The sequence below is a fragment of the Streptomyces sp. bgisy100 genome (assembly GCF_057709105.1).
On the sequence record NZ_JBYITE010000022.1, the window covers coordinates 79,103 to 104,478 of the forward strand.

Consider the following 25,376-nt stretch of genomic DNA (forward strand, 5'->3'; position numbering starts at 1 on the left):
CTGAGCGACATCTGACCTACCCTTGGTGAACATGAAGATCGCTTTCGTTGGGAAGGGCGGCAGCGGCAAGACCACCCTGTCCTCCCTGTTCATCCGTCATCTCGCCGCCGAGCGCCTCCCGGTGATCGCGGTGGACGCCGACATCAACCAGCACCTCGCCCCGGCCCTCGGCATCGACGAGCGGGAGGCCGCCGAGCTGCCCGCCCTCGGCGCGGAACTCCCTTTGATCAAGGACTACCTGCGCGGCTCCAATCCGCGGATCGCCACGGCCGAGACCATGATCAAGACCACGCCGCCGGGCCACGGCTCCCGTCTGCTGCGGGTCCGCGAGGAGAACCCGGTCTACGCCGCCTGCGCCCGGCCCGTGCGGCTCGGGGACGGCTCCGACGTCCGGCTGATGGTGACCGGGGCCTTCACCGAGTCGGATCTCGGGGTCGCCTGCTACCACTCGAAGGTCGGCGCGGTCGAGCTCTGCCTCAACCACCTCGTCGACGGCCGGGACGAGTACGTCGTCGTCGACATGACGGCGGGCTCCGACTCCTTCGCGTCCGGCATGTTCACCCGTTTCGACATGACCTTCCTGGTGGCCGAGCCGACCCGTAAGGGCATCGCCGTCTACCGTCAGTACAAGGAGTACGCGCGGGACTTCGGGGTGGCGCTGCGCGTGGTCGGCAACAAGGTGCAGGGACCGGACGACGTCGACTTCCTCCGGGCGGAGGCGGGCGACGACCTGCTCGTGACGGTCGGTCACTCGGACTGGGTGCGGGCGATGGAGAAGGGCCGCCCCCCACGCTTCGACGCGCTCGAACCCACCACCCGGCAGGCGCTGGAGACGCTGCACGGAACTGCCGACGCCGCCTATGAGCGGCGCGACTGGGACCGCTACACCCGGCAGATGGTGCACTTCCACCTCAAGAACGCACAGAGCTGGGGGAACGCCAGAACCGGGGCCGACCTGGCGGCCCAGGTCGACCCCTCCTTCGCGCTGGACGAGAGCCTTACGGTCACGGAGCCCGTCTGATCCTCGGCACGCTCCGGGCCGGCCGCCGCCCCGGGCGCTACCCCTGGGCCAGAATCCCCGCTCCCCGGCGCTCAGCGGCGGCCGCCTTTCCGGATGCCGCCTTCCCGGGGGCCGTCTTCCGCGGAGCGGTCTTCCTGGGCGGGGTTTTCCGGGGGACGGGAGTGCGCCGGTCGAGGAAGGTGTCCCAGCCGCCCTTCGGCTTCTTTCCGACGTCCAGGGTGCGGAGCCGGTCCAGCACCTTCGGGTCCTGGGCGTCGAGCCAGTCCGCGAGCTGCTTGAACGTCACACAGCGGACGCCCTCCCGAGGGCAGACCGCCTTGATGGCGTCCTCGACGGCCCGCATGTACGTGCCGCCGTTCCAGGATTCGAAGTGGTTGCCGATGAACAGCGGGGCACGGTTGCCGCGGTACGCCCGGGAGAAGGCGGAGAGCAGCCCCTCGCGCATCTGCTCCCCCCAGGCACCGTGCCGTGCGGGATCCCCGTGCACCGTCCCCGACTGGTTCGCCAGGAAGTTGTAGTCCATCGAGAGGGTTTCGAACGCCCGGCCGGGCATGGGCACCTCCTGGAGGGGGAAGTCCCAGATCCCGTCGATTCGGCCCGGCCAGACCTGACGACCGCCGGAGGAGCTCGCGTCGTAGCGGAACCCCATGGCCTTCGCCGCGGGGATCAGATTCCGCTGGCCCTCCAGGCAGGGCGCGCGGCCGCCGACGAGTTCCTTGCTGTAGTCGAAGGGCAGTGGTTTCTCGTTCTTCAGGCCGGTGTGGGTCCGCCACTTCTTGACGAAGGACTCGGCTTGCTCGAGTTCGTTCTTCCACTCCTCCGTGGACCAGGTCCCCACACCGTTGGCTCCGCAGAAGTGCCCGTTGAAGTGGGTACCGATCTCGTGGCCCTCCTTCCAGGCCTGGCGGATCTGAGCCAGGGTGTCCCTGATTCCCTTCAGGCTGTTGAAGCCGATGTCCGAGGCGCCGGCGGAGTGCCCGGGCGGGGCGTAGATCTTCCGCTTCTCCTCCGGCAGCATGTACACGCCGCTCAGAAAGAACGTCATTCTCGCGTCGTACTTCTTGCCGACCTCGCGGAAGTGGGAGAAGAGCTTCTGGCTGTCCTCCCCCGCGCCGTCCCAGGAGAAGACGACGAACTGCGGAGGCTCCTCACCGGGCCGCATCCGGCGGGCGGCGGGCTGGTCGGGCTGACGTCCGGTGTCGGCTGTCGACCCGTCACCGATGATTCTGACCTTCTCGGCAGCCGCCCCCTTCGGGGCGGCGGAACGTTCCTGCGCCTCACCGGCTCCCGGCTTCGGCGCCACACCGCTCGAACAACCGGCGACCGCGAGGGCCATCGCCGGAGTGACAACACCGAGAACGACTCTCCATGCGGCTGCCATCAGCCACCTCTTTCCTGAGGCTTGTCCAGTCCGACACAGCACCGCCAACGTCGCATGACCGGGCCGGAGGATTTGTACGACAAGCTGACTGTCATACAAATTCACTCAATAGGCGCAAAGACCAGCGCATTTATGGAGATAGCAACCGCTCGTTCTTTACTCTGGATTGCGATTCATTTACCGAGAGTTGAGGAACGTCGTGTCGGGCAGCGCCACGCCCGGACCCGGCGCTCCGCCATCCCGCCGCTGTACGCCGTGACCCACGGCCGCGAGACCGCGACCGCGCAGCCCCGGAGGAGACGGGACGATGACCTTGCGACTGTCCATGGGCGACCGCCCCTTGCGCACGCACCGCACAGCGCCGGAAGAGTCCGGCACCCACAGCACTCGAGAACCGTGCCCGCCCACGGAGGGCCGCCACGGCCCGGGCAAACGCTTCCGGCTGCACGCCGCCGACCTCTCCGCATCCGCCACCGTCTTCCTCATCGCCCTGCCGCTGTCCCTGGGCATCGCCCTGGCCACCGGAGCCCCGCTCCAGGCCGGGCTCGTCGCGGCCGCCGTCGGCGGGATCGTCGTCGGGCTGCTCGGCGGTGCACCGCTCCAGGTCAGCGGCCCGGCCGCGGGGCTCACCGTGGTCACCGCGGATCTGATCCAGCAGTACGGGTGGCGGACCACCTGTGCCCTCACGGTCGTGGCCGGGCTGGCCCAGTTCGGTCTGGGCTGCGCCCGCGTGGCCCGGTCCGCCCTGGCTGTCAGCCCCGCCATCGTGCACGGCATGCTGGCCGGCATCGGGGTCACCATCGCACTGGCGCAGCTCCATGTCGTCCTGGGCGGCACGCCGCAGAGCTCCGCCGTCGCCAACGCCCTGGCCCTTCCCGACCAGCTGACGGACCTCCATGTCGGGGCTCTCTCCGTCAGCGCGCTCACGGTGGCCACCCTCCTGGTCTGGCCGCGACTCCCCCACCGCTGGGGCCGCATGCTCCGCAGGGCACCGGCGGCTCTGGTGGCCGTCGCCCTGGCCACGGCGTTCACGATGCTGGCCGGCCTGCGCCTGCCCCAGGTCGACCTGCCCTCCTGGAGAAGTCACGCACTGCCCGCGATGCCCGACGGACCGGTCCTGGGCCTCATCGCGGCGGCGCTCACCATCACCCTGGTGGCCAGTGTCGAATCGCTGCTGTCCGCGGTCGCCGTGGACAAGCTGGCCACGGCCCGCGGAGGACCACCGGAGAGCCGCGTCCCCCGCGCCGACCTGGACCGGGAGCTGCGCGGCCAGGGCGCGGCCAATGTGGTGTCCGGGGCGCTGGGCGGGCTGCCGGTCACCGGTGTCGCGGTGCGCAGCTCGGCGAATGTGGCCGCCGGAGCGGTCAGCCGGGCCTCGACGGTGCTGCACGGGGTGTGGGTGCTCCTGGCCGCCGGGGTTCTCGTCGGCGCGCTGGAGCTGATCCCGCTGGCCGTCCTCGCGGCGCTGGTGATGGTGGTGGGCGTGCAGATGGTCAGCCTGACGCACGTACGCACCGTCAGACGGCACCGGGAGGTCCTGGTGTACGCGGCGACCCTGACCGCCGTGGTCCTGCTGGGTGTGCTGGAGGGCGTGGCGGCCGGTATCGCCGTCGCGGTCGGGCTGGCGCTGCACCGGCTGGCGCACACCCGCATCACCGTCGAGAAGGAGCCGGACGGCACGCACCGGGTGCGGGTGCGCGGTCAGTTGATGTTCCTCGCGGTGCCCCGGCTCAGCCGCGCCCTCGGGCAGGTGCCCGAGGGGGCGCCGACGGTGGTCGAGCTGGACGGTTCATTCCTGGACCACGCGGCGTACGAGACGCTGCAGCAGTGGCGGGACGCGCACACCGGGCTCGGGGGGACCGTCACGGTCACCGGGCGGGCGGGGGACCGGATCGGCGAACCGCACTCCGCGCACAGCTGCCGGCCGTGGACTCCCTGGCGCAACCACCAGTGCACCCGGCCACCGACGCCCCGCAAGCCGGGGTCGGCGAGCGGACAGCTGGTCAGCGGCTTGAGCGCGTTCCAGCGCAATACCGCTCCGCTGGTGCGGGACGAGCTGGCCCGCCTGGCGAAGGAGGGGCAGCGGCCGTCCCAGCTGTTCCTCACCTGTGCCGACTCGCGGCTCGTCACCAGCATGATCACGTCGAGTGGACCGGGTGACCTCTTCACCGTGCGGAACGTCGGAAACCTGGTGCCGTTGCCCGGACTCGAGACCTCGGACGACTCGGTGGCCGCGGCCATCGAATACGCGGTCGAGGTGCTCGAGGTCAGCAGCATCACGGTGTGCGGACACTCCGGCTGCGGAGCCATGCAGGCGCTGCTGAGCTCGGGGCCGGAAGGCCCGCGGACCCCGCTGAAGCGCTGGCTGCGGCACGGCTTCCCCAGCCTGGACCGGATGAATGCCGGACGCCCCGAGGACGGGCCGATGATCGCCGGACGGCCCCCAGCGGACGCGGTGGAGCGGCTCTGCCTGACCAATGTGGTGCAGCAGTTGCGCAATCTCGCGGCGCACGAGTCCGTGGCGCGCCGGGTGGCCGAGGGGTCCTTGGAGCTGCACGGGATGTACTTCGATGTGGGGGAGGCGCAGGCGTACGTGCTCGACGGAGAGGCGAAGGAGTTCGCCCGGGTGGAGCCGGCCGCGCAGGAGGAGAGCCTGGTCTGACGGGCGCCAATCGCAACGGACGCCCGGGGGCTCGGTCCTCCCCGGGCGCCCGGGGGCTCGGCCGGTGGGGTGCCCAGGTCGACCCACGCGGCGGGCAGCAACCCCGGTGGGGCGACCGGGGCAGGCCGGGGCGGAGGAGCTGTCAGGGCGGGGGCATGCGGGGCCACCGGGGGCGGAGGCTTGCCGGCCCCGGTGCCATCGGGCGGGCGGCTGACCGACGGGCGTGGGCCCGTGCTGCGGTGGCTCTGCGCCGGATGAGCGGGCGGCGGGGCGGATCCCGGGGCGCGCCGGTGAATCGGCCTCCACCGGGGTACGTCTCACAGCTGTCCGGGCACCTCGGGACACAGGTCTAAACCAATCGCGGAAGGCCCTTGTCACGTGGCCAGCTGACTGATGAGCTATGGCCTGGGACACACAGGGGACCCTCGGATTGGGAGATGTCGTGAGCAACGAAAGCCTGGCCAACCTGCTGAAGGAGGACCGGAGGTTCGAGCCGCCGGCCGACCTGGCCGCCGGTGCCAATGTGACGGCCGAGGCGTACGAGCAGGCCGGTGCCGACCGGTTGGCGTTCTGGGCCGAGCAGGCGCGTCGGCTGACCTGGGCCACCGAGCCGACCGAGACCCTCGACTGGAGCAACCCGCCCTTCGCCAAGTGGTTCGCGGACGGCAGGCTCAACGTCGCGTACAACTGCGTGGACCGGCACGTCGAGAACGGCCTGGGCGACCGGGTGGCCCTGCACTTCGAGGGCGAGCCCGGGGACAGCCGCTCGATCACCTACGCCGAGCTGCAGCGCGAGGTCTCGCGGGCTGCGCACGCCCTGACCGAGCTGGGGGTGCAGGCGGGCGACCGGGTCGCCATCTACCTGCCGATGATCCCGGAGACGGTCGTGGCGATGCTGGCCTGCGCCCGGATCGGTGCCCCGCACTCCGTGGTCTTCGGCGGCTTCTCCGCCGACGCCCTGGCCACCCGGATCGAGGACGCCGACGCGCGGGTGGTCATCACCGCCGACGGCGGCTACCGGCGCGGCAAGCCCTCCGCCCTCAAGCCCGCCGTCGACGAGGCGCTGACCCGCCCCGGCACGGAGAACGTGCGCAACGTGCTGGTCGTCCGCCGCACCGGGCAGGACACGGCGTGGACCGAGGGCCGCGACGTGTGGTGGCACGACATCGTGGACCGCCAGCCGGAGGAGCACACCCCGGAGGCGTTCGACGCCGAGCACCCACTCTTCATCCTGTACACCTCCGGCACCACCGGGAAGCCGAAGGGCATCCTGCACACCACCGGGGGCTACCTCACCCAGGTGTCGTACACGCACCACGCGGTCTTCGACCTCAAGCCGGAGTCCGACGTCTACTGGTGCACCGCCGACGTCGGCTGGGTGACCGGCCACTCCTACATCGTCTACGGGCCGCTCTCCAACGGGGCTACCGAAGTGCTCTACGAGGGCACCCCGGACACGCCGCACCAGGGCCGCTGGTGGGAGATCGTCCAGAAGTACGGCGTGACGACCCTCTACACCGCACCGACCGCGATCCGCGCCTGCATGAAGTGGGGCGACGACATCCCGGCGAAGTTCGACCTGTCGTCGCTGCGGGTCCTCGGGTCGGTGGGCGAGCCGATCAACCCCGAGGCCTGGGTCTGGTACCGGAAGAACATCGGCGGGGACCGGACGCCCGTCGTCGACACCTGGTGGCAGACCGAGACCGGCGGCATCATGATCAGCCCGCTGCCGGGGGTCACCACGACCAAGCCGGGATCGGCGCAGATTCCGCTGCCCGGCATCGCCGCCACCGTCGTCGACGACGACGCCAACGAGGTGCCGGACGGCTCCGGCGGCTACCTGGTGCTGACCGAGCCGTGGCCCTCGATGCTCCGGACGATCTGGGGCGACGACCAGCGCTACCTCGACACCTACTGGGCGCGCTTCCGGAACCGCTACTTCGCGGGCGACGGCGCCAAGAAGGACGACGACGGGGACATCTGGCTGCTCGGCCGGGTCGACGACGTGATGCTGGTGTCGGGCCACAACATCTCGACCACGGAGGTCGAATCGGCCCTCGTCTCGCACCCGAAGGTCGCCGAGGCCGCGGTGGTCGGGGCCACCGATCCGCAGACCACCCAGGCCATCTGTGCCTTCGTCATTCTGCGCGGCGGCGCGACGGAGGGCGCGGAGCTGGTCGAGGAGCTCCGCAACCACGTCGCCAAGGCGCTCGGTCCCATCGCCAAGCCCAAGCGGATCCTGCCGGTGGCCGAGCTGCCCAAGACCCGCTCCGGAAAGATCATGCGCCGACTGCTGCGCGATGTCGCGGAGAACCGGGACCTGGGCGATGTCACCACGCTCACCGACTCGTCGGTGATGGAGCTCATCCAGAGCCAGCTGCCCAGCGCCTCGAGCGAGGACTGAGCGGGCCGGTGCCCCCGCCCAGGGGCGCCGGCGGAACACCGATGACGGGGTGTCCGGCACGATGCCGGGCACCCCGTCGTGCCGGGCACCCCGTCGTGCCGAGCAGCCCGTCGTGCCGAGCAGCCCGTCGTGCGGACGAGGCGCCGGGCACCCTCGGGTGCGGACGCCGGGCCGCGTGGTCCGGCCGCCCGCCGGGCGACCGTCCCGTCATGCGGCTGTCCCGGCGCACCTTCGTCCGTGGTGGGCCCGTCCTCCGTAGCGGGCCCGTCCCGTAGTGGGTGCGCCCCGTAGTGGGTGCGCCCGGTGCGCGTCCGTCCCGGCCTGCTTACGTCCGGCGTGCGTCCGTCCCAGCGTGCGTCCCGACGTGCCTTTCTCCCGCCGTGCACTGCGCGGGTGAACTTCCCCGTCCGCTCCCCTGTGCGGGCCGGGTAAACTGGCCGTCGCGGCAAAGTCGCGACAACAATCACAGGGGTGCCGGGAAGTCTGGTCGGCAAGAGCTTCAGCGATGCCTGGGCTGAGGACTCTCACCGAACCGACCGGAGGTCGACCCCGTGGCCGCGCCCCAGAGCCGCACGTTCCTCGCCCGTCTCCCGCTCCCGGAGCGGAACTTCGTGGCGGACGCGCTACGGACCGAAACGGCCGGGGGAATCCTCCTGCTGGTGGCCGCGCTCGCCGCCCTCGTGATGGCGAACACCCCGCTCAGCGACTTCTACCAGGACGTCAGGGATTTCGAGTTCGGCCCCGAGGCCCTGCATCTCCACCTCTCCGTCGGCTCCTGGGCGACCGACGGGCTGCTCACCATCTTCTTCTTCGTCGCCGGTATCGAGCTCAAGCGCGAGCTGGTCTCGGGGGAGCTGCGCGATCCCCGGGCGGCAGCCCTCCCCGTCGTCGCGGCGGCCTGCGGCATGGTGGTCCCGGCGGTGTTCTACGCCGTCGTGAACCTGGGCGGCGGGGGGAGCCTGGCCGGCTGGGCGGTTCCGACCGCCACCGACATCGCCTTCGCTCTCGCCGTCCTCGCCGTGCTCGGTACCTCGCTGCCGGCCGCGCTGCGTGCCTTCCTGCTGACCCTGGCCGTGGTGGACGACCTCTTCGCGATTCTGATCATCGCGGTCTTCTTCACCACCACGATCGACTTCGTGGCCCTGGGGCTCTCCGTCGTGGGCCTCGCGCTGTTCTGGTTCCTGCACCGCCGGGGCGTGCGCGGCTGGTACGTCTACGTGCCGCTCGCCCTCGTCGTCTGGGCGCTGATGCACGCGAGCGGCGTGCACGCCACCGTCGCCGGTGTCGCGATGGGACTGATGCTGCGCTGCACGGTCCGGGAAGGCGAGGAACGCTCCCCGGCCGAGCGCATCGAGCACCTGGTGCGACCGCTGTCCGCCGGTCTGGCGGTGCCGCTGTTCGCGCTGTTCGCGGCCGGGGTCGTGGTCTCCGGAGAGGCCATCGGCGACGTCTTCACCACCCCCGAGCCGCTCGGCGTCGTACTCGGCCTGGTCCTCGGCAAGACCGTCGGGGTCTTCGGCGGTTCCTGGCTCGCCGCCCGGTTCACCAAGGCGGAACTCAACAAGGATCTGGCCTGGGCCGATGTGCTCGCCGTCGCCGCGCTGGCCGGTATCGGCTTCACCGTCGCGCTGCTCATCGGCGAACTGGCCTTCCCCGACGACCCGGTGCTCACCGACGAGGTGAAGGCCGCCGTCCTGGTGGGGTCGCTGATCGCGGCGATCGTCGCCGGGGTACTCCTCAAACTGCGCGACCGGGTGTACCGGAGGCTGTTCGAGGAAGAGGAGCGGGACGAGGACCAGGACGGCATCCCGGACATCTACGAGCTGGACAACCCGGAGTACCACCTGCGGATGGCGGCCATCCTCGAGGAGAAGGCCGCGGAGCACCGGCGGTTGGCCGAGCAGGCGGCGGACGGAAGCACAAACCGCGACGGTCCGGCATGATCTGAGGGCAACCGGCTGGTAAGCAGCCCCTGCGGGCAGTCCGGAGCGCAGAGGCGCAGAGAGAAGAGGGATGTATCGATGAGCGCAGTCGAGCAGGACGGCGACCGCAGCCTCGGTCAGCTGATGGCGCAGGCGACCACCGAGATGTCCGCCCTGGTGCACGACGAGATCGCCCTGGCCAAGGCCGAGCTCCGCCAGGACGCGAAGCGGGCCGGCATCGGCGGCGGCGCGATCACGGCGGCCGGGATCCTGGCGCTGTTCGCGCTCCCCGTGCTGAGCTTCGCCGCCGCGTACGGCATCCACAATCTGGGGCTCGGCCTGGCCTGGTCCTTCCTGATCGTGGGCGGCGCCCATCTGCTGATCGCCGCGGTGCTCGGGCTCTTCGCGATGGCCAAGTTCAAGAAGGTGAAGCCCCCGCGGCGGAGCATCTCCTCGGCCAAGCAGACGGCCGCCGTACTGCAGAGCGTCAAGCCTCATCCGCGCCCGGCGAGCGAACCGCGCCCGATCGGCGTGACTGTGACACGCTCCTCCGTATGACGGCACCCGACAGCAGCGCATCGGTCGTACGGCTCGACGGCCCCTGGACCCATCGCGACGTGGCCGCGAACGGCGCCAGATTCCACATCGCCGAGGCCGGCGACGGGCCGCTTGTCCTGCTGCTGCACGGTTTTCCGCAGTTCTGGTGGACCTGGCGGCACCAGCTCACCGCGCTCGCCGAGGCGGGTTTCCGGGCCGTCGCCATGGACCTGCGCGGGGTCGGCGGCAGCGACCGCACGCCCCGAGGGTACGACCCCGCCAATCTCGCGCTCGATGTGACGGGTGTGATCCGTTCGCTCGGGGAGCCGGACGCCGCGCTGGTCGGCCACGATCTGGGCGGCTACCTCGCGTGGACGGCCGCCGCGATGCGGCCCAAGCTGGTCCGCCGGCTGACGGTCTCCTCCATGCCGCACCCCCGGCGCTGGCGCTCCGCGATGCTCACCGACGCCCGGCAGACCGCCGCCGGCAGCCACATCTGGGGCTTCCAGCGGCCGTGGCTGCCCGAGCGCCGGCTGACCGCGGACGACGCGGCACTGGTGGGAGAGCTGATCCAGGAGTGGTCCGGCCCCCGGCCGCCCGAGGAGGAGGCCGTGGAGGTGTACCGGCGGGCGATGACCATCCCGTCGACCGCCCACTGCTCCATCGAGCCCTACCGGTGGATGGTGCGGTCGCTGGCCCGCCCGGACGGCATCCAGTTCAACCGCCGGATGAAGCGGCCGGTGCGGGTGCCGACGCTGCATCTGCACGGGTCGCTCGACCCGGTCATGCGGACCCGGAGCGCGGCGGGATCCGGGGTGTACGTCGAGGCGCCGTACCGCTGGCGGCTCTTCGACGGGCTCGGGCACTTCCCGCACGAGGAGGACCCGGTCGCGTTCACCACGGAACTCATCAACTGGCTCAAGGACCCCGAACCGGATCGTTGAACTCCGCAACATCCCGTCCGCCCGTGAGGGCGGTGGCCAATTGCCGCCCGCATAGGCCAATTGGCCGTCCCGAGCGCGGTTACCGACCAAGGGGCAGGGGCACCCTCTTCGGTATGGGTTGGACGCACGACTCCCGCAATGCCGGGGGTCCGGGGGTGGACCCCCGGGACAACGCAGTTCGTAGCCGCCGCGCCTCCGCCGCACGCAGCACCCCGCAGGGGGTGGTCGTGGTGGGGCACCCCGGCAGAATCGCCGATCTCCAGTTGGGGATCCCACGCATCCTTCGCCGCCGTGCCCGCTGGGTGTCGGCGCGCCTGCGGCATCCGCGCGGCTGACGCCGCTCCGCCGCTCCACCGTCCGCGGACCGGACGGAATCCGCAGCAGCCGGCCTGAGCCACCGTGCCCGGGCGTGGGCGGATGCCGCGGTCCGTGACTCCGTGCCGCTGAGTCGGCGGGTGCCGACCGTGGGCGGGTGTCGTCGGGTGTTCCGGGACGGTTCCCGCTGCCTAGGGGGTTCCTCCTGCCGCCGGGGATCCAGCCGTCCATGGGGAGCCGCGTGTCCGTGGGGCCTGGTGCGTCCGCCGATGGCCGTGGCGTGCCCGGGAGCGGGCCGGATGCGGCTGGGGGCGGTCCGCAGGCCTGACGGGGGTGCTCCCCCGGCTCTTCCGTGCTCGGCTCTTCCGTGCTCGGCTCTTCGGTGCTCGGCTCTTCCGGTGCTCGGCTCTTCCTGCTGGAGCCGGCCCCGGGGCTGCTCCGGCAGTCGGTGGTGTCCCGCCGCCCGGAGCCCTCCCTAACGGTGACCGCTGCCCGCCCGCACTCCGGATGGCGGGGCGCCCACGGGCGCCGTGCGGGCCCGGTGCGGGGCGTCAGAGCGCGCAGCCCTCGCTGTCCACCTGCTGGTCCGCCGACCGGCCCTTGAGGACGTCCTCCCGCACCTCGTCCCCGGTCAGGGCGTAGCCGGTGTTCTTGTCGTCGAGCGACTTCGCGAAGACCACGCCGTAGACCCGGCCGTCCGGGGTGAGGAGCGGGCCTCCGGAGTTCCCCTGCCGGACCGTGGCGTACAGCGAGTAGACGTCGCGGCGCACGGTGCCCCGGTGGTAGATGTCCGGGCCGCTGGCGTTGATCCGGCCGCGGACGCGCGCGGCCCGTACGTCGAAGGCGCCGTTCTCCGGGAAGCCCGCGACGATCGCGCTGTCCCCGGTCCCGGCGTCGGACCCGGTGAACCGGAGCGCGGGGGCGCGCAGCGCCGGCACGTCCAGGACCGCGATGTCGCGCTCCCAGTCGTAGAGCACCACGGTCGCGTCGTAGAGCTTGCCCTTCCCGCCGATCTGCACCGTCGGCTCGTCCACCCCGCCGACGACGTGCGCGTTCGTCATGACGCGGTGGGGGGAGAACACGAAACCGGTGCCCTCCAGCACCTTGCCGCAGCCCTGCGCGGTGCCCAGCACCTTGACGATGCTGCGCTGCGCGCGAGTGGCGACCGGGCTGGTCGCGAGCTTGGGGTCGGGCGGCTCGACCGAGGTGATCGGCTCGTTCGAGAACGGGCTGAAGACCTGGGGAAAACCGTTCTGCGCGAGGGCGGTGCTGAAGTCACCGAACCAGGTGTTCGCCGACTCCGGGATGACCTGGGAGACGCCGAGCAGCACCTTGGAGTTGCGGACCTCCTTGCCCAGGGTCGGCAGCGAGGTTCCGGCCAGGGCGGAGCCGATCAGCCAGGCCACCATGAGCATGGCGACCACGTTCACCAGGGCGCCACCGGTGGCGTCCAGGGCGCGCGCCGGTGACCAGGTGATGTGCCGGCGGAGCTTGTTGCCCAGATGCGTGGTGCAGGCCTGGCCGACCGAGGCACACACGATCACGATGACCACCGCCGCGACCGCCGCGCCCGTCCCGGGCGTGCGCTCGCCCGTGAACTGGCTCCAGATCACGGGCAGCAGATGGATCGCGACGAGCCCGCCCCCGAGGAACCCTGTCACCGACAGAATGCCGACGACGAAGCCCTGGCGATAGCCGACGATCGCGAACCACACGGCAGCGAGCAGCAACAGGATGTCCAGCACATTCACCGGGACACCGTCTCATGCACGCCAGTCGAGCGGGACGCGCTTCGTGCGGTCCCAGGGCCTTTCCCAGTCCGCGAAGTGCAGAATGCGGTCGATCACACCGGCCGTGAAACCCCAGACCAGGGCATCCCGGACGAGGAACGCCGGACCGGTGTGCCCCCTGGGGTGAACAGCGGTGGCGCGGTTGGCCGGGTCCGCGAGGTCGGCCACCGGGACGGAGAAGACCCGGGCGGTCTCCGCCGGATCGACCGGGGCGACCGGGCTCGGCTTCCGCCACCAGCCGAGCACCGGGGTGACCACGAAATCGCTCACCGGGATGAAGAGCCGCGGCAGCACCGCGAAGAGCTGCACCCCCGACGGGTCGAGCCCGGTCTCCTCCTCCGCCTCGCGCAGCGCCGCCCGCAGCGGGCCCTCGGCCTGCGGGTCGCCGTCCTCCGGGTCGAGGGCGCCGCCCGGGAAGGACGGCTGGCCGGCGTGCGAGCGCAGCGTGCCCGCCCGCTCCATCAGCAGCAGCTCCGGCCCGTGGGAGCCCTCCCCGAAGAGGACCAGCACCGCGGACTGGCGGCCTCCGGACTCGGGCGGCAGAAAGCGGCTCAGCTGCTCGGGCCGGACCGTCCGCGCGGCCCGGGACACCGGTTCCAGCCAGCCGGGCAGGCCCGCGTCGCTGACGAGGGCGCCGTCGTTCGTCTCCTGGGCCCGCGTCACCGGCGCCGTCCCCGGTCCGGGCCCCGGCGCGCCGGGCAGGGGGCCGCCGCGGTCCGCCACGCCGCCGGCCCGGTCATGCCGCCCCCAGCGGGGGTGCGGGCCTGCCCGGGTAGTCCGGCGGGGGCTTCAGGCGCTGCCCGGGGGCGCCGCCCATCTCGTACTTCAGCAGCTTCTTCGCCTTCTCCGGGTCGGTCTCGCCCTCGCCGTACGCCGGGCAGAGCGGCGCGATCGGGCACGCTCCGCAGGCGGGCTTCCGGGCGTGGCAGATCCGGCGGCCGTGGAAGATCACCCGGTGCGAGAGCATCGTCCAGTCGCTCTTCGGGAAGAGCGCGGCGATCTCGGCCTCGACCTTCTCCGGGTCCTCCTGCTCGGTCCACTTCCAGCGCCGGACCAGCCGGCCGAAGTGGGTGTCCACGGTGATGCCGGGGACCCCGAAGGCGTTGCCCAGGACCACGTGCGCCGTCTTCCGGCCCACTCCGGGCAGGGTGACCAGGTCCTCCAGCCGGCCCGGCACCTCCCCGCCGAAGCGGTCCCGCAGGGCGGTGGAGAGGCCGATCAGCGACTTCGTCTTGGCGCGGAAGAAGCCGGTGGGCCGGATGATCTGCTCCAGCTCCTCCGGGTTCGCCGCGGCCATGTCCTCCGGCGTGGGGTACACGGCGAAGAGGTCGGGGGTGGTCTGGTTGACCCGCAGGTCGGTGGTCTGCGCCGACAGGACGGTGGCCACGAGCAGCTGGAACGGGTTCTCGAAGTCCAGCTCGGGGTGGGCGTAGGGGTAGACCTCCGCCAGCTCGCGGTTGATCCGGCGGGCCCGGCGGACGAGCGCCAGCCGGGACTCCGGTTTGGACTTTGCGGCATTCGCCGGTTTTTTCTTCACCGTGGACGCCTGTTCGCCCACAGCGGAATTACGGCCCGAAGTCACCCGCCCAGCCCCCTTGCCCTCTGCTCTCACCGGCGTATTGGACACTCGGCCAGACTAAAGCCCGCCACCGACATCCGCCCCGGGCGCCGGAGAACGGCGCCCCGATCGGACCCCTGCCGTAGGGCTTCCGGCAGGGATGCGCCACACTTGTGTTTGATCACACAGTTTTACCGTCCGGCATCATGGGGACCACGGCCCCCTGAGCATGTCGACAAGGAGAGATCACGTGGACGACGTTCTGCGGCGCGCTCCGCTCTTCGCTGCCCTCGATGAGGAGCAGGCGGCCGAGCTGCGCGCCTCCATGAGCGAGGCCACCCTCGCAAGGGGCGATGCCCTGTTCCACGAAGGGGACCCCGGCGACCGGCTGTACGTGGTCACCGAGGGCAAGGTCAAGCTGCACCGCACATCCCCCGACGGCCGCGAGAACATGCTCGCCGTCCTCGGCCCCGGCGAGCTCATCGGCGAGCTCTCGCTCTTCGACCCGGGTCCGCGCACGGCCACGGCCAGCGCCCTCACCGAGGTCAAGCTGCTGGGCCTCGGGCACGGCGACCTCCAGCCGTGGCTGAACGCCCGGCCCGAGGTGGCCACCGCGCTGCTGCGTGCCGTCGCCCGGCGGCTGCGCCGCACCAACGACTCGATGTCGGACCTGGTCTTCTCCGACGTTCCGGGCCGTGTCGCCAAGGCGCTCCTGGACCTCTCGCGCCGCTTCGGCGTGCAGTCGGAGGAGGGCATCCACGTGGTGCACGACCTCACCCAGGAGGAGCTGGCCCAGCTGGTCGGTGCCTCCCGCGAGACGGTCAACAAGGCACTCGCGGACTTCGCGGGCCGCGGCTGGCTGCGCCTGGAGGCGCGGGCCGTGATCCTGCTCGACGTGGAGCGCCTCGCGAAGCGCTCGCGCTGAGCCGGGGCCACGACGGCCTCCGCACAACGGACGAAGAGCCCCGCCTCCGGGAGGCGGGGCTCTTCGCTGTGCGGGCGGGGTGGTTCCCGGCGGTGGGGCGGTGGGGCCGGGCCCGGCGGTGGGTGCGGGGCCCCGACGGTGGATCCGAGGGCTCCCAGCGGTGGGCCGGAGGGTTCCCTGCGGCGGATCCGGGGCGACGCGGGTCACCGCCGGACACGGGGCCTGCGGACGGGAAGCCTCCCCGGGCCGCGGGATCCCGGGCACGGGCCTCCCTGGCACGGGCCTCCCGGGCACGGGCCTCCCGGGCACGGATCCGGGCCGCTACCGCGCGAAGGCGCCGTACACCGCCGTCACCAGGGCCAGGACGCCCGTCACGGCCGCCAGTGAGGGCAGCGGCCAGCGGGTGCGCTCCAGGGCGTCCAGCCGGAACTCGTGGTCGGCGAGCTGCTTGTCCGTCTGGTCGCTGCGCTGCACCAGGAGCGCCAGGGATCCGTCGACCCGGGCGAACCCCGCCTCGACCGTGCCCCGGAGCCGTTCCAGCTCCAGGGCGACCGCCGCGGCGTCGGAACGCCCCTCCGGCCCGCTCATCCGCGGCTCCCGCGGCCGTCCAGCAGGGCGCGGAGCTCCTCGTCGGGGGTGGCCGGCACGGTGCGCAGCCAGCCCGGCAGCAGCAGCTGCACGGCGGGCAGCGCCATGATCCGCGCCAGGCCTCCGGCCACGGCGAGCGCCCCCGCCACCCCGGGGAGGGCCGCCGGGAGGCCGGCGGCGCCGACGATCGCGGGGAGCGCGACGGCCAGGCCGACGGCCGTCTGCAGCACGGTGCGCGCGGTGCGCTTGGCGGCTTCGGACATGGGTGTTCCCTTTCAGGCGGTGCGGGTGGTGCCGTTCCAGGCGGTGCGAGTGGTGCCCTTTCAGGCGGTGCGAGGAGGCGCGTTCGGGCGGTGCGGGGTGCGTTCAGGCGGTACGCGGCACCCGGAGGCGGTCCCAGCTGGCGCGGCCCGGTATGCCGTCGGCGTCGGCACCGGAGTGGCCGAGCTTGCGCTGCCAGGCGGCGTACGAGGCCCGGTCGGCGTCCGACCACTGCGGACCTGGTCCGACCGCGTACCGGCCGCAGCCCTCGGCGGCCAGCCGCCGGCCCATCGCCGTGATCAGCGGGCTGCGGCGGCCGGCGGCGAAGAACGCCGCGCCGGGGAACGGCTCGTACCCTCCGGGGGTGTGGGCGGGCGGCGCCGGAGGGGTGGGCCGGCCGCCGAGCCGCCGGGTGACACGGGTGCGCATGGCGGCCATCGAGAACGACGGGTCGATCTTGCGGATCGTCCACTCCTTGTGGCCGATGACGCTCGCCGACGACCAGTCGTGCGCCCGGCAGACGGCGGTGGCGACGCGTTCCACGGCGGCGAGCTGGGCGTCCGGGTAGGGGTCGCGGCCGTTGCCGAGGTTCTCGATCTCGAAGCCGTAGAAGTGGACGTTGCCGTCCACGGCGTCGGGTCCGGGACGGCCGCCCGGCTGCGCGGACTCCTTCCGCACGGCCTCGTACGCGGCGCGCGAGCCGCGGCCCGCGTGGTTGGTGCGGCCGTAGCCGACGAGGTGGACCGTGCCGTCCTTGGCGATGACGCCGATGCACAGCGGGCCGGGGAGGCCGGTCATGCCGTTCCGGCACAGGGCGACGCTGTCCCGGCCGGCGGTGTGATGCAGCATCACGCCGTTGACGGGCCCCCAGGGGCCCATGTGGTTGCGGTTGCGGGTGCGCCAGCCGTCGTGCTCGACGACACGGACGCCCTCGGCGCGCAGGGCGCGCGCGAAGGCGTCGGCGCTCAGGGGAGTGGCCATGGGTTCTCCTCCGGGCATGGGAAAGCCCCGGCCGGCGGGCTCGGGGCGGGTGGGTGCGGTGCTGCTGAACGGGGCGGGCGGGGGCCGGTGCCCGCCCCGTTCCGGCGGGCTCGGGTGTCCGGGGCGATCCGGCGGACTCGGGTGACCGGGCCGGTCCGGCCGGCTCAGGTGACCGGGCCGACCCGGCCGGCTCAGGTGACCGAGCTGATCCGGCGGACTCGGGTGACCGGGCCGGTCCGGCCGGCTCAGGTGACCGAGCCGGTCCGGCGGACTCCGGCGACCGGGCCGATCCGGCCGGCTCAGGTGACCGGGTCGACCCGTACGAAGCGGTTGTCGAACGACGCGGTGTTGCCCGCGCCGCCGCCCGCCCGGTACGCGGGTGTCACCGTGTGGAGCGCTCCTCCGGTGAGGCCGGTGACCTGGAACTGCGTGGACGCCGAGACCCGGGCGGCCGACCGGACGATCGAGGACCGGTCCTCGTGGGCCGCGAGCTTGACGGTCGTCCCCAGCCGGACGGCGGCCGACATGTACGCCAGGCCGTCCGCGGCGGAGTTGTAGGTGTAGGCGCCGACCGTGACGATCACCGAACCGGAGGGCGGCGCGGTGAAGGACACGGCCATCGGGTCGCCGGTGGCATTCGTCAGCGTCTCCACGAAGGCCGTGGAGGTGGTCGAGCCCTCGTTGTTGTTGGCCTTGTGGACCGGGCCCGGCGCGACGGGCGCCCAGTGGTTGCCGGCGTAGTGGAAGAGCCGGCCCGGCGTGCCCAGCCAGGCCACCATGCCCGCGACCGGGTTGGTGACCCTGGCCTGGAGGTTGGCGATGTCGGTGAAGCGCAGCACGGTCCGGCCGTCGATCGCCTCGGCCAGCGACTGCAGGTGCAGCGGCACGTCGGCCACGTCGGTGGGCTGCGGATAGGGGAGGTTCCCCAGCGGGGTGAGCTTGCTCATGCGGTCTCCGTAGGTAGTTCGGCGGCCCGGGAGGGTGGGCCTCCCGGCGGGGAGGCCCGCGGCGGGTCGGAAGCGGTCAGTCGCCCATCGGCGGGGGCAGGACGTACTCCCCCGACTGCGCGTCGCCCTCCCGGATCGTCGGATCGTCGATCGGGGTCAGGGCGGTCCAGTCGGGGGGCGGGGCGGCCGGCGCCGGACCGGGCGGCGGTGGTCCGGCTTCGGGGAGCGGCTCGGCGTCGGGGAAGGGGTCGGCTTCGGGGAAGGGGTCGGCTTCGGGGAGAGGCTCGGCCTCCTGGAGAGGCCGGGCTTCGGGAAGAGGCCGGCCTTCCGGGACAGGCTGAGCTTCCGGGAAGGGCTGGGCTTCGGGGAGAAGCCGGGCTTCCGGAAGGGGCTGGGCTTCGGGGAGGGACTGGGCTTCGGGGAGAAGCCGGGCTTCCGGAAGGGGCTGGGCTTCGGGGAGGGACTGGGCTTCGGGGAGGGGCTGGGCTTCGGGGAGGGGTTCGCTCACTGCGTACCGTCCTCGGTCGGGCGCACGGCCGTACGGCCGCGGGCGGATGGTCAGCCGTACTGCTTCAGGGCCCGGTAGGGGATGCCCTTGGCGAGGAGGTCGGCCAGGGTGTCGTACGCCGCGGTGACCTCCGTGTACGGGCGCTGCCGGCCGACGTTCGGGTCCAGCGGCGGGTCGGGGACCAGGCCCTCGTCCCGGGGCGGACTCGTCCACGACGCCCCGCGCAGGGTCAGGACCTGCTGCGGTGCGCTGCCGGCCGTGGCGGTGGTGCGGATGCCGACGACCCAGGCGAGGGTGTCGAGCGCGGCGCCCGCGGAGTCGACGACCCGGACGGCGTCGCCGAGCTGGACCCGGGGATCGTGCAGCACCTCGACCTCGCCGAGCAGCGGCATCGGGTAGCGGCCGGCGTCGAGCATGGCGAACGACAGATCGGAGGCGCTCGGCCGGTCCTGCACCCAGTCGGACGCCTCGGCCAGGTACTGCTGCTTGCCGTAGTACTTCTGGCTGTCGGTGTTGAACCAGGCGTAGCTGCGCTGCTTGGGCTCGGCGCCGGACTTGATGGTCTCGAGGTGCACCGACCCCTTGCCGTCCTTGGTGACCGTCCACACGGCGGCCGTGCTCCGGTTGGTGAAGCGCAGGATGACCAGCGGTCCCTGGCGCCGGGTGCTCACCGTGACCTCGCCCTTGACGGCCTTGCCGCCGGTGACCGCGGTGCCGAAACGCACCTTGCTGCCGCCCTTGATGGGCGTCACGTCGTCGTCGACGACCGGCGGGCCGAAGTCGTTCTCGTCCTCGGCGATGGCATAGGACACCTCCCGTGAACCGCCCGGCGGGATCTCCCACTTCGTCGGGTCGTCCACGACGGTGCCGAGCACCGAGGTCACCTTCGACCAGTCCTTGTAGGGCTGCTCGCAGTAGTTCCGGCAGGCGTCGATCTCCTCGCCGACGGTGAGGGAGGCGATGTCCCGGAGGGTGGTGAGGGTGAGGTCGGGCTCGGCGGGGCTGGTCTGGAACCGCTTCGGGCCGCGCCAGCGGAAGACCCCGAACTCGTCGAACTCCGCGGTGGACATGCTGGCCCGGGCGATCTCGGTGATCACCTCCCACAGCGAGCCGGAGACCTTGGGCACGTCGTAGAGCGGCAGGGCCGCCTCGTCGAGCACCGCGCCCTTGCTCCACCGGCCCCGCTGTTCCCACTCCTCGGGCGGATAGCCGGCCGTGTCGGTCCAGATCCGGTCGGTGACCTGGACGCACTCCACGGCCATGTCGGTGACCACGTCGACGCGGTTGAGCTCCGACTGCGGCTGCACGGCGTTGGCGTTGGTGGAGGACGCCGACTTCCCGCCGACGAGGTAGCCCCCGTCGGGAGCGGTGAGCCTCGGCTGGAAGCTGGGGATCACCGAGGTCCCGGTGCCGGTCGCGTCGGCCATGAAGCCCAGGTGCCAGCGGCCCTTGGCCGACGCCAGTTTGGGGAAGTTCCACGTCCAGGTCCCCGAGGCACCCCCCACGGTGCCGGAGGTGATGGTCACCGCTCCGCTGGAGGTGTCGAAGACCGCGGTCAGATGGCCGCTCGCCCCGGCACTGCGGTCGAAGACCGTCTTGAGCTCGAGCTTGCTCCCCCGGGACAGCGCCGTGTTGACCCAGCACTCCACCTGGAAGATGCTGCCCGGCAGCGCGAACCGCGACCTCGGCATCCAGGACAGGGTGAGCCCGGCCTCCTTCGGCATCAGCGCCATCTCGAACGGCGCCCCCTCACGGACCCACTCGTAGGCGGAGGGCGCGGGCACCGTCTCGGGCTGCCCGTACGAGGCGTTGAAGCCGCCGTGCAGCGAGGCGTAGAGAACGGTGAACGGGTCCGCGTCCTCCTTGTCGAGCTCGGGTGCGCGCGGGGGCGGGCAGGTGTGGATGCCGCCCTGGCGGAGCAGTTCGTCCACGCACCAGGTGGCCGTCGCGACCGGACGCCCGTACAGCACCCCGTGGTACGGGCGGGGCAGGGACGCCGGGCCGCGCAGCCGCTCCGCGCCGTCCAGCGCCTGCACGGTGACGGTGTCGCTGCCGGAGTCGGCGGAGCGCGACCGCACGGTGCCGCGGAAAGCGGGCAGCATCCGGCCGGCGAGGCCCGCGGCGTGGACGACGGACTGGCCGGGGCGGGCCACGTCGCCCGTGGCGCGGTCGGCCCAGGCCGAGTACATCCGGGGCGCGGGCACGCCGTCGGCGCCGGAGAGCTGGAGTTCCAGCTGCGCCGACGCGCTGCCGGAGACCGCCCGCATCGCTTCGGGGAGGTCGGTGTTGTAGGCCCGTTCGACCTTCCAGGACTGGACCTGCGCTCCGAGCTCCCGTCCGCCGAGCCGGGTGGACTGGGCCACGTCGCGCTGCGGGGCGGCGAGGGCCGCGTCCAGAACCTCGTCAGAGGGCTGCACCGAGCACCTCCACCAGGTCGAGACTGATGCTGCGGTACGGAAGGCGGGTGGCGGGGGCGTCGGTGAAGGCCGTGACGGCCATGGCGGGGCAGCCGTCGCCGAGGGCGAAGGCCACCGGCGGCTCCCCGACGGTCAGGCAGGCGCCGGCGAGTGCGGTCATGCCGGTGGCGCCGGGGCGGCCGACCGGGGTGACGTAGGCGGCGCCCTCGGGGGCCAGGCCGGTGGTCACCGGTCCGGCGGTCGCCGTGCTCGACAGGTACTGGCCGTCGATGTCCTTCCAGTCCAGCTGGGCCTGGCTGAGGCCGGCGTTCCAGTCCGGCGGGAGCATCCAGGAGACCTGCATGCCGGGCATGACCGGCCAGCCCGCCCAACTGCCGTGCCGCCAGCCGATGGCGGTGGCCTCGTCACGGCAGTCGCCGAGGACCGCGTCGCCGATGAAGGGGCTGATGACCATGGTGCCGCTGATGGTGAACCAGTGGTCGCCGCCGTTGGACCGCTCGGACTGGCCGGCGGCCTGGAGCGGGTCCAGCAGGTTGACCGACGCGGGGTCGAGGACGGCGACGGCGCCGCCCGCGTAGACGTTCCGCCCGAGCATCCCGGGGCCGTTGACGCGCCGGGCGAGGCGGGTGAGGTGCTGGGCGTCCGCCGGCTCCAGCCACTCCCAGGAGAGCTTGAGACGGCGGGTGGTGCGGGCCGGGGCGATCGCCGTGACCCGCCCCTCCAGCGACCGGAACTCGGTCATGTTGAGTTCGGCACTGCGGTCCCAGCTGCGGGCGGCCTGGGATATCTCACGCAGCAGACCGGGCTTGCCGATCCACAGATTTCTGGCCATCCGTCGTCACCTCCGGGCGAGCTGGCGCTGTCCGACGAGGACGGCGCGGGCGATGGTCTGGGAGTCGACCTGGACATGCACGGGGCGCTCGGCGAGGCGCTCCATGGCCTGGGCGAGACGCTGCAGCGCGACGCCGCCGCCCTGGTGGCGGCTGAACATCCGCTCCAGCTTCGACAGCGGGATGACCGCCTCGGCCTCACCGGCCTCGGCGAGCAGCGCGAGCCGGCCGCCGTTGCGGGGCTGGACGACACCGCCCTGGGCGAGGGCCGGGATGTTGGGGATCTTCGGGATGTTGAGCCCGAACGACTTGCCACCCACGACGGGGACCCAGCCGGGGATGCTGACCTTGATCTTGTTCAGACCGCCGATCGCGCCGTTCATGGCGGTGATCAGGCCGCGGATGGGCGCGGTGAAGACGTTGACGACGCCCTTGAGGAGGGGCGTGAGGAACTTGATCGCCGAGCTGGTGGCGCCCTTGATCGCGCTCCAGGCGATCTCCATGCCGCGCTTGCCGAGCTTGACGACCTTGTCCATGTCGACGAAGCGGGCGATGAGCGGGGCGAGCAGCGTCATGATGAGGCCGAAGGGGTTGGCGGCCATGGCCAGGTTGAGCCCCTTCTGCGCGAGGGATGCCCCCTTGAGCCCCTTGCCGAGACCACCCATCGACTTACCGGTCCGGTCGGCGTTCTTGCCGGCCTTGCCTACGGACTTCTCGACGGCGTCGGACTGCTTCTTGACGTCGCGGAGGGCCCGCTGCGACCCCGCGGCAGCGGACTTGAGCTTGTCGAGAGAAGCCTTGAGCCGGTCCGCTCCCCTCTTGGCTTTCCCCAGCGAACCGTCCGTCTGGGTCAGAGCGGAGCGCATGGTGCGTAGTCCACTGCCGCTTTGCGTAGCAGCGCCCCGCAACTTCCCTACAGAGGAGGTCAGTTTGTCTGCTCCTCCCTTCATCCGGCCCAGCGGCGCGGAACTCTGCGCCGCCGCAGTTTTCAATCTGTTGACGGATGAGGCGCTCCCTCCTGCAGTCCGCGCAAAGCCCCGCAGGGCCGAATTGGCAGCCCGCAGCTTCACTGTGAGCGACATGTTTCCCCTCCTTCAGAGAGTTCTCATTCGATGACGCCCCTGCTCAGAGGGCTTGTCCGAGGCCGTTGATACGCGTCTCGACGCGCTCGAACTCGTCGGCAATTCCTTGCAGGTCCCGGGCCGTCTGCCGGCGAATGGACGTAACGGCCCGCTTCGCTTCCTCTGCTTTGTTGCGGGCCTGCCCGGCCTCGCCCCGCACTCTTGCGATGTCCTGCCTCAGGTCCCTCTTGGCATCGGTGATGGCATCCCGGAGCTGAGTGGGGTGCATGTTGCTTCTGCGAAGCTTCTCCTCTTCCTTCGCTTTCTCAAGATCCCCCAAGGGGTCCCACAGGGTCTTCTCCAGTTTGAGCCAGGTTGCCTCCGCATTGACAAGATTGGCGGCACCCACAACAGCATTGGCTTCAGTCTTGACCCCCGAAGCCTCAAACTGTTTGACGTATTCCCGCTTGACCATGTCTTCCGTGAATGATTTCCAGCTCGATTTGAAGCTGGAGAACTCCCTCTTGAAGAGGCCGACAATCCAGACCTCGTCTCCGCTGTCAGATTTCCCCACGGATCCACCTCCAATTTTCCCGGGCGCCATGCACGAGATCCCGTCAGCATCGGAAAACAAAAAGGCGCCCGCAGTGAAATCCACGGGCGCCCTATTCGACTGAAACTTCTGAGGTTACTCCACTCGCACTTCCCAACGATCCGGGGTTTCGAAGGTCACGTATCCTGGCTCCGGAAGGCGGAGAGTTCCCCTGTGCTGCACGTCATAACGGACCAAGCACTGAGGCTCCCTCCCCGATTCCGGATTGAAGAGGATGTCGCCGTACGAATGCTCGTCCTCGAACTCGTAGTGAAGATCGACGGATCGGCGAGAGCCGTCCAAGAATGCCACGGTGTCGAACCCGTGCCCCTTGTACGGCTCCGAGGAGAGCAGAGGCACATCGTCCGGAGCCAGCACCCTGATCTTCCATCGGTGCATGCCGCCGGCTCCCTCATGGCCCCGACGGCGCCGGATCGCCACCGAGTCGAACCTGGCTGGGAGGACGACACGTAACGCTCCGCGTCCCGAAGTGCTCCCGAGGTCCGGGCCGGCATCCCTCCCGCGAGTACCGCCACGGACGGGGTGGAAGCTGAAACTGCTGCTGAAGCCCCCTCGGAGCTCCAGCGGGATCGGCACCCCTTTCCCCGCACCCGGAATTGCAAGTTCCTTGTCTCTCCAGCCCGACCATGCGCTGGATTTCGCGTCCGCCATGCCCACCCTCCCCTGAATCGTGCGCAATGCAGAAGAACATCAAACCGCACACCGACGGCGCAGACAACCACACCGGCGAGAAATTCGAATGGCGGCCGACCTTGAACTGCATAGCGCGTGCAGCGCTCCGCCTCTTGGTGCACAGCCAGCGGGAGGTCCATATCAAGGGCGATGAAATCCCTACTGTGCCGTTGCCGGAATCGTTGTCTCCTGGGCGACTGCGGTCCGAAAGCCCCACTCAGGAGAACGGAGCACTGACGCACTCAGGAAAAGAAGCGCATGAGCTCCGTCCGGTCGGGCACCGGCGAGGACGACACCGGACCGGCCTCACCGGACCGGTCCTCATCCGTGGCCTCCGTACCCGTCGCTCCCGGTCGCGGAATCGGATCCGGGTACTCCAGCGGATCCGCGTCCTCGTCACGGTTGACCGTGGCGAACATCCAGTTGGACACGGCCAGTTGATCGGCAACGGTGGCCAGCAGGTGGTCCGTCACCGACCACTCCGCCGCCTCGTCGTGCAGCTCGCGGGCGACCGCTCCGTCGCGTGGAAGGTGCGCGAGCAGCACCGCGAGCCGGCGGGAGGAGAGCCGGCCGCGGTGCCAGTCGAGCAGATCCACGCCGTAGTGGCGGAGCAGGTCCGCCTCCAGGGCCTCGACGTGTTCGTCGACGAACACGCCGAGGCTCAGCCTTCCCCCAGGCCCAGCCCCGTCTCCTTGCCGTAGGCCTCGAGGATCGCGCCGATGTCCTGCATCGTCACCTCGTGCCGGTTGAACCGGGCGAACTGCTGCTCACCGAGGAGCAGCTGGAGCAGCCCGTCCACGTCGTTGTCGTCGAGGTCCCGGAGGTTCCTGGCGGTCTGCCGGGTGAGCTCGGTCGGGAGCTCGAAGGTGTCGTCGTCGAGCTGGAAGGTCCAGGCCCGGCCGAGCACTTCCAGGCGCTGGGCACGGGCTGCGTTGACGTCGAATCCGGACATGCGCGGACTCCTTCACAGGTGGTGGAGAGATGAGGTGTGGAGAGGGAGGGGGCGGGGGGGGGGGGGGGGGGGGGGGGGGGGGGGGGG

24 protein-coding genes are annotated in these 25,376 nt (G+C 71.5%); 8 read left to right on the forward strand and 16 right to left on the reverse strand.

Annotated elements, in window-relative coordinates:
- Nucleotides 1-31 precede the first annotated feature (31 nt).
- Nucleotides 32-1,021, forward strand: coding sequence for an ATP-binding protein (locus AC3EQ1_RS16970; RefSeq protein ID WP_432095141.1), 990 nt, complete (start codon nt 32-34; stop codon nt 1,019-1,021).
- Nucleotides 1,022-1,058: 37 nt separating this feature from the next.
- On the opposite strand, the gene AC3EQ1_RS16975 is transcribed toward AC3EQ1_RS16970, so the two are convergent.
- Nucleotides 1,059-2,402, reverse strand: coding sequence for a polysaccharide deacetylase family protein (locus tag AC3EQ1_RS16975; RefSeq protein WP_432095142.1), 1,344 nt, complete (start codon nt 2,400-2,402; stop codon nt 1,059-1,061).
- 307 nt (nt 2,403-2,709) lie between these two features.
- Between AC3EQ1_RS16975 and AC3EQ1_RS16980 the strand changes: the two genes are divergently transcribed.
- The 6 genes from AC3EQ1_RS16980 to AC3EQ1_RS17005 all read left to right on the forward strand — a co-directional run bounded on the left by AC3EQ1_RS16980 (nt 2,710) and on the right by AC3EQ1_RS17005 (nt 11,206).
- Complete coding sequence (locus AC3EQ1_RS16980; RefSeq protein WP_432095143.1) at nt 2,710-5,064, forward strand: SulP family inorganic anion transporter; 2,355 nt, start codon at nt 2,710-2,712, stop codon at nt 5,062-5,064.
- A 442-nt stretch (nt 5,065-5,506) separates the two neighbouring features.
- Nucleotides 5,507-7,468: an acetate--CoA ligase gene (gene acs, locus AC3EQ1_RS16985; protein WP_432095144.1), complete on the forward strand. Its 1,962-nt coding sequence runs from the start codon at nt 5,507-5,509 to the stop codon at nt 7,466-7,468.
- 551 nt (nt 7,469-8,019) lie between these two features.
- Nucleotides 8,020-9,411, forward strand: coding sequence for a Na+/H+ antiporter NhaA (nhaA, locus tag AC3EQ1_RS16990; protein WP_432095145.1), 1,392 nt, complete (start codon nt 8,020-8,022; stop codon nt 9,409-9,411).
- A gap of 78 nt (nt 9,412-9,489) precedes the next feature.
- Nucleotides 9,490-9,948 (forward strand): phage holin family protein, encoded by a 459-nt coding sequence (locus AC3EQ1_RS16995; protein ID WP_432095146.1) that lies wholly within the window; start codon nt 9,490-9,492, stop codon nt 9,946-9,948.
- A complete protein-coding gene (locus AC3EQ1_RS17000; RefSeq protein ID WP_432095147.1) occupies nt 9,945-10,871 on the forward strand; it encodes an alpha/beta fold hydrolase in 927 nt (308 codons plus the stop codon). The genes AC3EQ1_RS16995 and AC3EQ1_RS17000 overlap by 4 nt, the downstream gene beginning before the upstream one ends.
- A gap of 113 nt (nt 10,872-10,984) precedes the next feature.
- Nucleotides 10,985-11,206, forward strand: coding sequence for a hypothetical protein (locus AC3EQ1_RS17005; RefSeq protein ID WP_351508012.1), 222 nt, complete (start codon nt 10,985-10,987; stop codon nt 11,204-11,206).
- A gap of 531 nt (nt 11,207-11,737) precedes the next feature.
- On the opposite strand, the gene AC3EQ1_RS17010 is transcribed toward AC3EQ1_RS17005, so the two are convergent.
- The 3 genes from AC3EQ1_RS17010 to nth all read right to left on the reverse strand — a co-directional run bounded on the left by AC3EQ1_RS17010 (nt 11,738) and on the right by nth (nt 14,534).
- A complete protein-coding gene (locus tag AC3EQ1_RS17010) occupies nt 11,738-12,937 on the reverse strand; it encodes a MarP family serine protease (RefSeq protein WP_432095148.1) in 1,200 nt (399 codons plus the stop codon).
- Nucleotides 12,938-12,949: 12 nt separating this feature from the next.
- Complete coding sequence (locus AC3EQ1_RS17015) at nt 12,950-13,639, reverse strand: NUDIX hydrolase (protein ID WP_432095149.1); 690 nt, start codon at nt 13,637-13,639, stop codon at nt 12,950-12,952.
- Between the two features lie 73 nt (nt 13,640-13,712).
- Complete coding sequence (gene nth, locus AC3EQ1_RS17020) at nt 13,713-14,534, reverse strand: endonuclease III (RefSeq protein ID WP_432095150.1); 822 nt, start codon at nt 14,532-14,534, stop codon at nt 13,713-13,715.
- A gap of 250 nt (nt 14,535-14,784) precedes the next feature.
- Between nth and AC3EQ1_RS17025 the strand changes: the two genes are divergently transcribed.
- Nucleotides 14,785-15,459, forward strand: coding sequence for a Crp/Fnr family transcriptional regulator (locus tag AC3EQ1_RS17025; RefSeq protein ID WP_351508004.1), 675 nt, complete (start codon nt 14,785-14,787; stop codon nt 15,457-15,459).
- A gap of 321 nt (nt 15,460-15,780) precedes the next feature.
- Here AC3EQ1_RS17025 and AC3EQ1_RS17030 read toward each other — a convergent pair whose 3' ends face one another.
- The 12 genes from AC3EQ1_RS17030 to AC3EQ1_RS17085 all read right to left on the reverse strand — a co-directional run bounded on the left by AC3EQ1_RS17030 (nt 15,781) and on the right by AC3EQ1_RS17085 (nt 25,289).
- A complete protein-coding gene (locus AC3EQ1_RS17030) occupies nt 15,781-16,047 on the reverse strand; it encodes a hypothetical protein (protein ID WP_432095151.1) in 267 nt (88 codons plus the stop codon).
- Nucleotides 16,044-16,310 carry a hypothetical protein gene (locus AC3EQ1_RS17035; RefSeq protein WP_432095152.1) on the reverse strand — a complete coding sequence of 89 codons (267 nt, stop codon included), beginning with the start codon at nt 16,308-16,310 and terminating at the stop codon, nt 16,044-16,046. The genes AC3EQ1_RS17030 and AC3EQ1_RS17035 overlap by 4 nt, the downstream gene beginning before the upstream one ends.
- 103 nt (nt 16,311-16,413) lie before the next feature.
- Nucleotides 16,414-17,289 carry a peptidoglycan-binding protein gene (locus AC3EQ1_RS17040; RefSeq protein WP_432095153.1) on the reverse strand — a complete coding sequence of 292 codons (876 nt, stop codon included), beginning with the start codon at nt 17,287-17,289 and terminating at the stop codon, nt 16,414-16,416.
- A 299-nt stretch (nt 17,290-17,588) separates the two neighbouring features.
- Nucleotides 17,589-18,236 carry a hypothetical protein gene (locus AC3EQ1_RS17045; protein WP_432095154.1) on the reverse strand — a complete coding sequence of 216 codons (648 nt, stop codon included), beginning with the start codon at nt 18,234-18,236 and terminating at the stop codon, nt 17,589-17,591.
- A 76-nt stretch (nt 18,237-18,312) separates the two neighbouring features.
- On the reverse strand, nt 18,313-18,744 hold the full coding sequence (locus tag AC3EQ1_RS17050; protein WP_432095155.1) for a hypothetical protein: 432 nt from the start codon (nt 18,742-18,744) through the stop codon (nt 18,313-18,315).
- 50 nt (nt 18,745-18,794) lie between these two features.
- Nucleotides 18,795-21,161 carry a hypothetical protein gene (locus AC3EQ1_RS17055; RefSeq protein WP_432095156.1) on the reverse strand — a complete coding sequence of 789 codons (2,367 nt, stop codon included), beginning with the start codon at nt 21,159-21,161 and terminating at the stop codon, nt 18,795-18,797.
- A complete protein-coding gene (locus tag AC3EQ1_RS17060) occupies nt 21,148-21,993 on the reverse strand; it encodes a hypothetical protein (protein WP_432095157.1) in 846 nt (281 codons plus the stop codon). The genes AC3EQ1_RS17055 and AC3EQ1_RS17060 overlap by 14 nt, the downstream gene beginning before the upstream one ends.
- A 6-nt stretch (nt 21,994-21,999) precedes the next feature.
- A complete protein-coding gene (locus tag AC3EQ1_RS17065) occupies nt 22,000-22,857 on the reverse strand; it encodes a hypothetical protein (RefSeq protein ID WP_432095158.1) in 858 nt (285 codons plus the stop codon).
- A 259-nt stretch (nt 22,858-23,116) separates the two neighbouring features.
- A complete protein-coding gene (locus tag AC3EQ1_RS17070) occupies nt 23,117-23,626 on the reverse strand; it encodes a hypothetical protein (RefSeq protein WP_388857372.1) in 510 nt (169 codons plus the stop codon).
- Between the two features lie 114 nt (nt 23,627-23,740).
- Nucleotides 23,741-24,316: a hypothetical protein gene (locus AC3EQ1_RS17075; protein WP_432095159.1), complete on the reverse strand. Its 576-nt coding sequence runs from the start codon at nt 24,314-24,316 to the stop codon at nt 23,741-23,743.
- Between the two features lie 263 nt (nt 24,317-24,579).
- Nucleotides 24,580-24,933, reverse strand: a complete 354-nt coding sequence (locus AC3EQ1_RS17080) for a hypothetical protein (protein ID WP_432095166.1) — start codon at nt 24,931-24,933, stop codon at nt 24,580-24,582.
- 65 nt (nt 24,934-24,998) lie between these two features.
- Nucleotides 24,999-25,289, reverse strand: a complete 291-nt coding sequence (locus AC3EQ1_RS17085) for a hypothetical protein (protein WP_432095160.1) — start codon at nt 25,287-25,289, stop codon at nt 24,999-25,001.
- Nucleotides 25,290-25,376 lie beyond the last annotated feature (87 nt).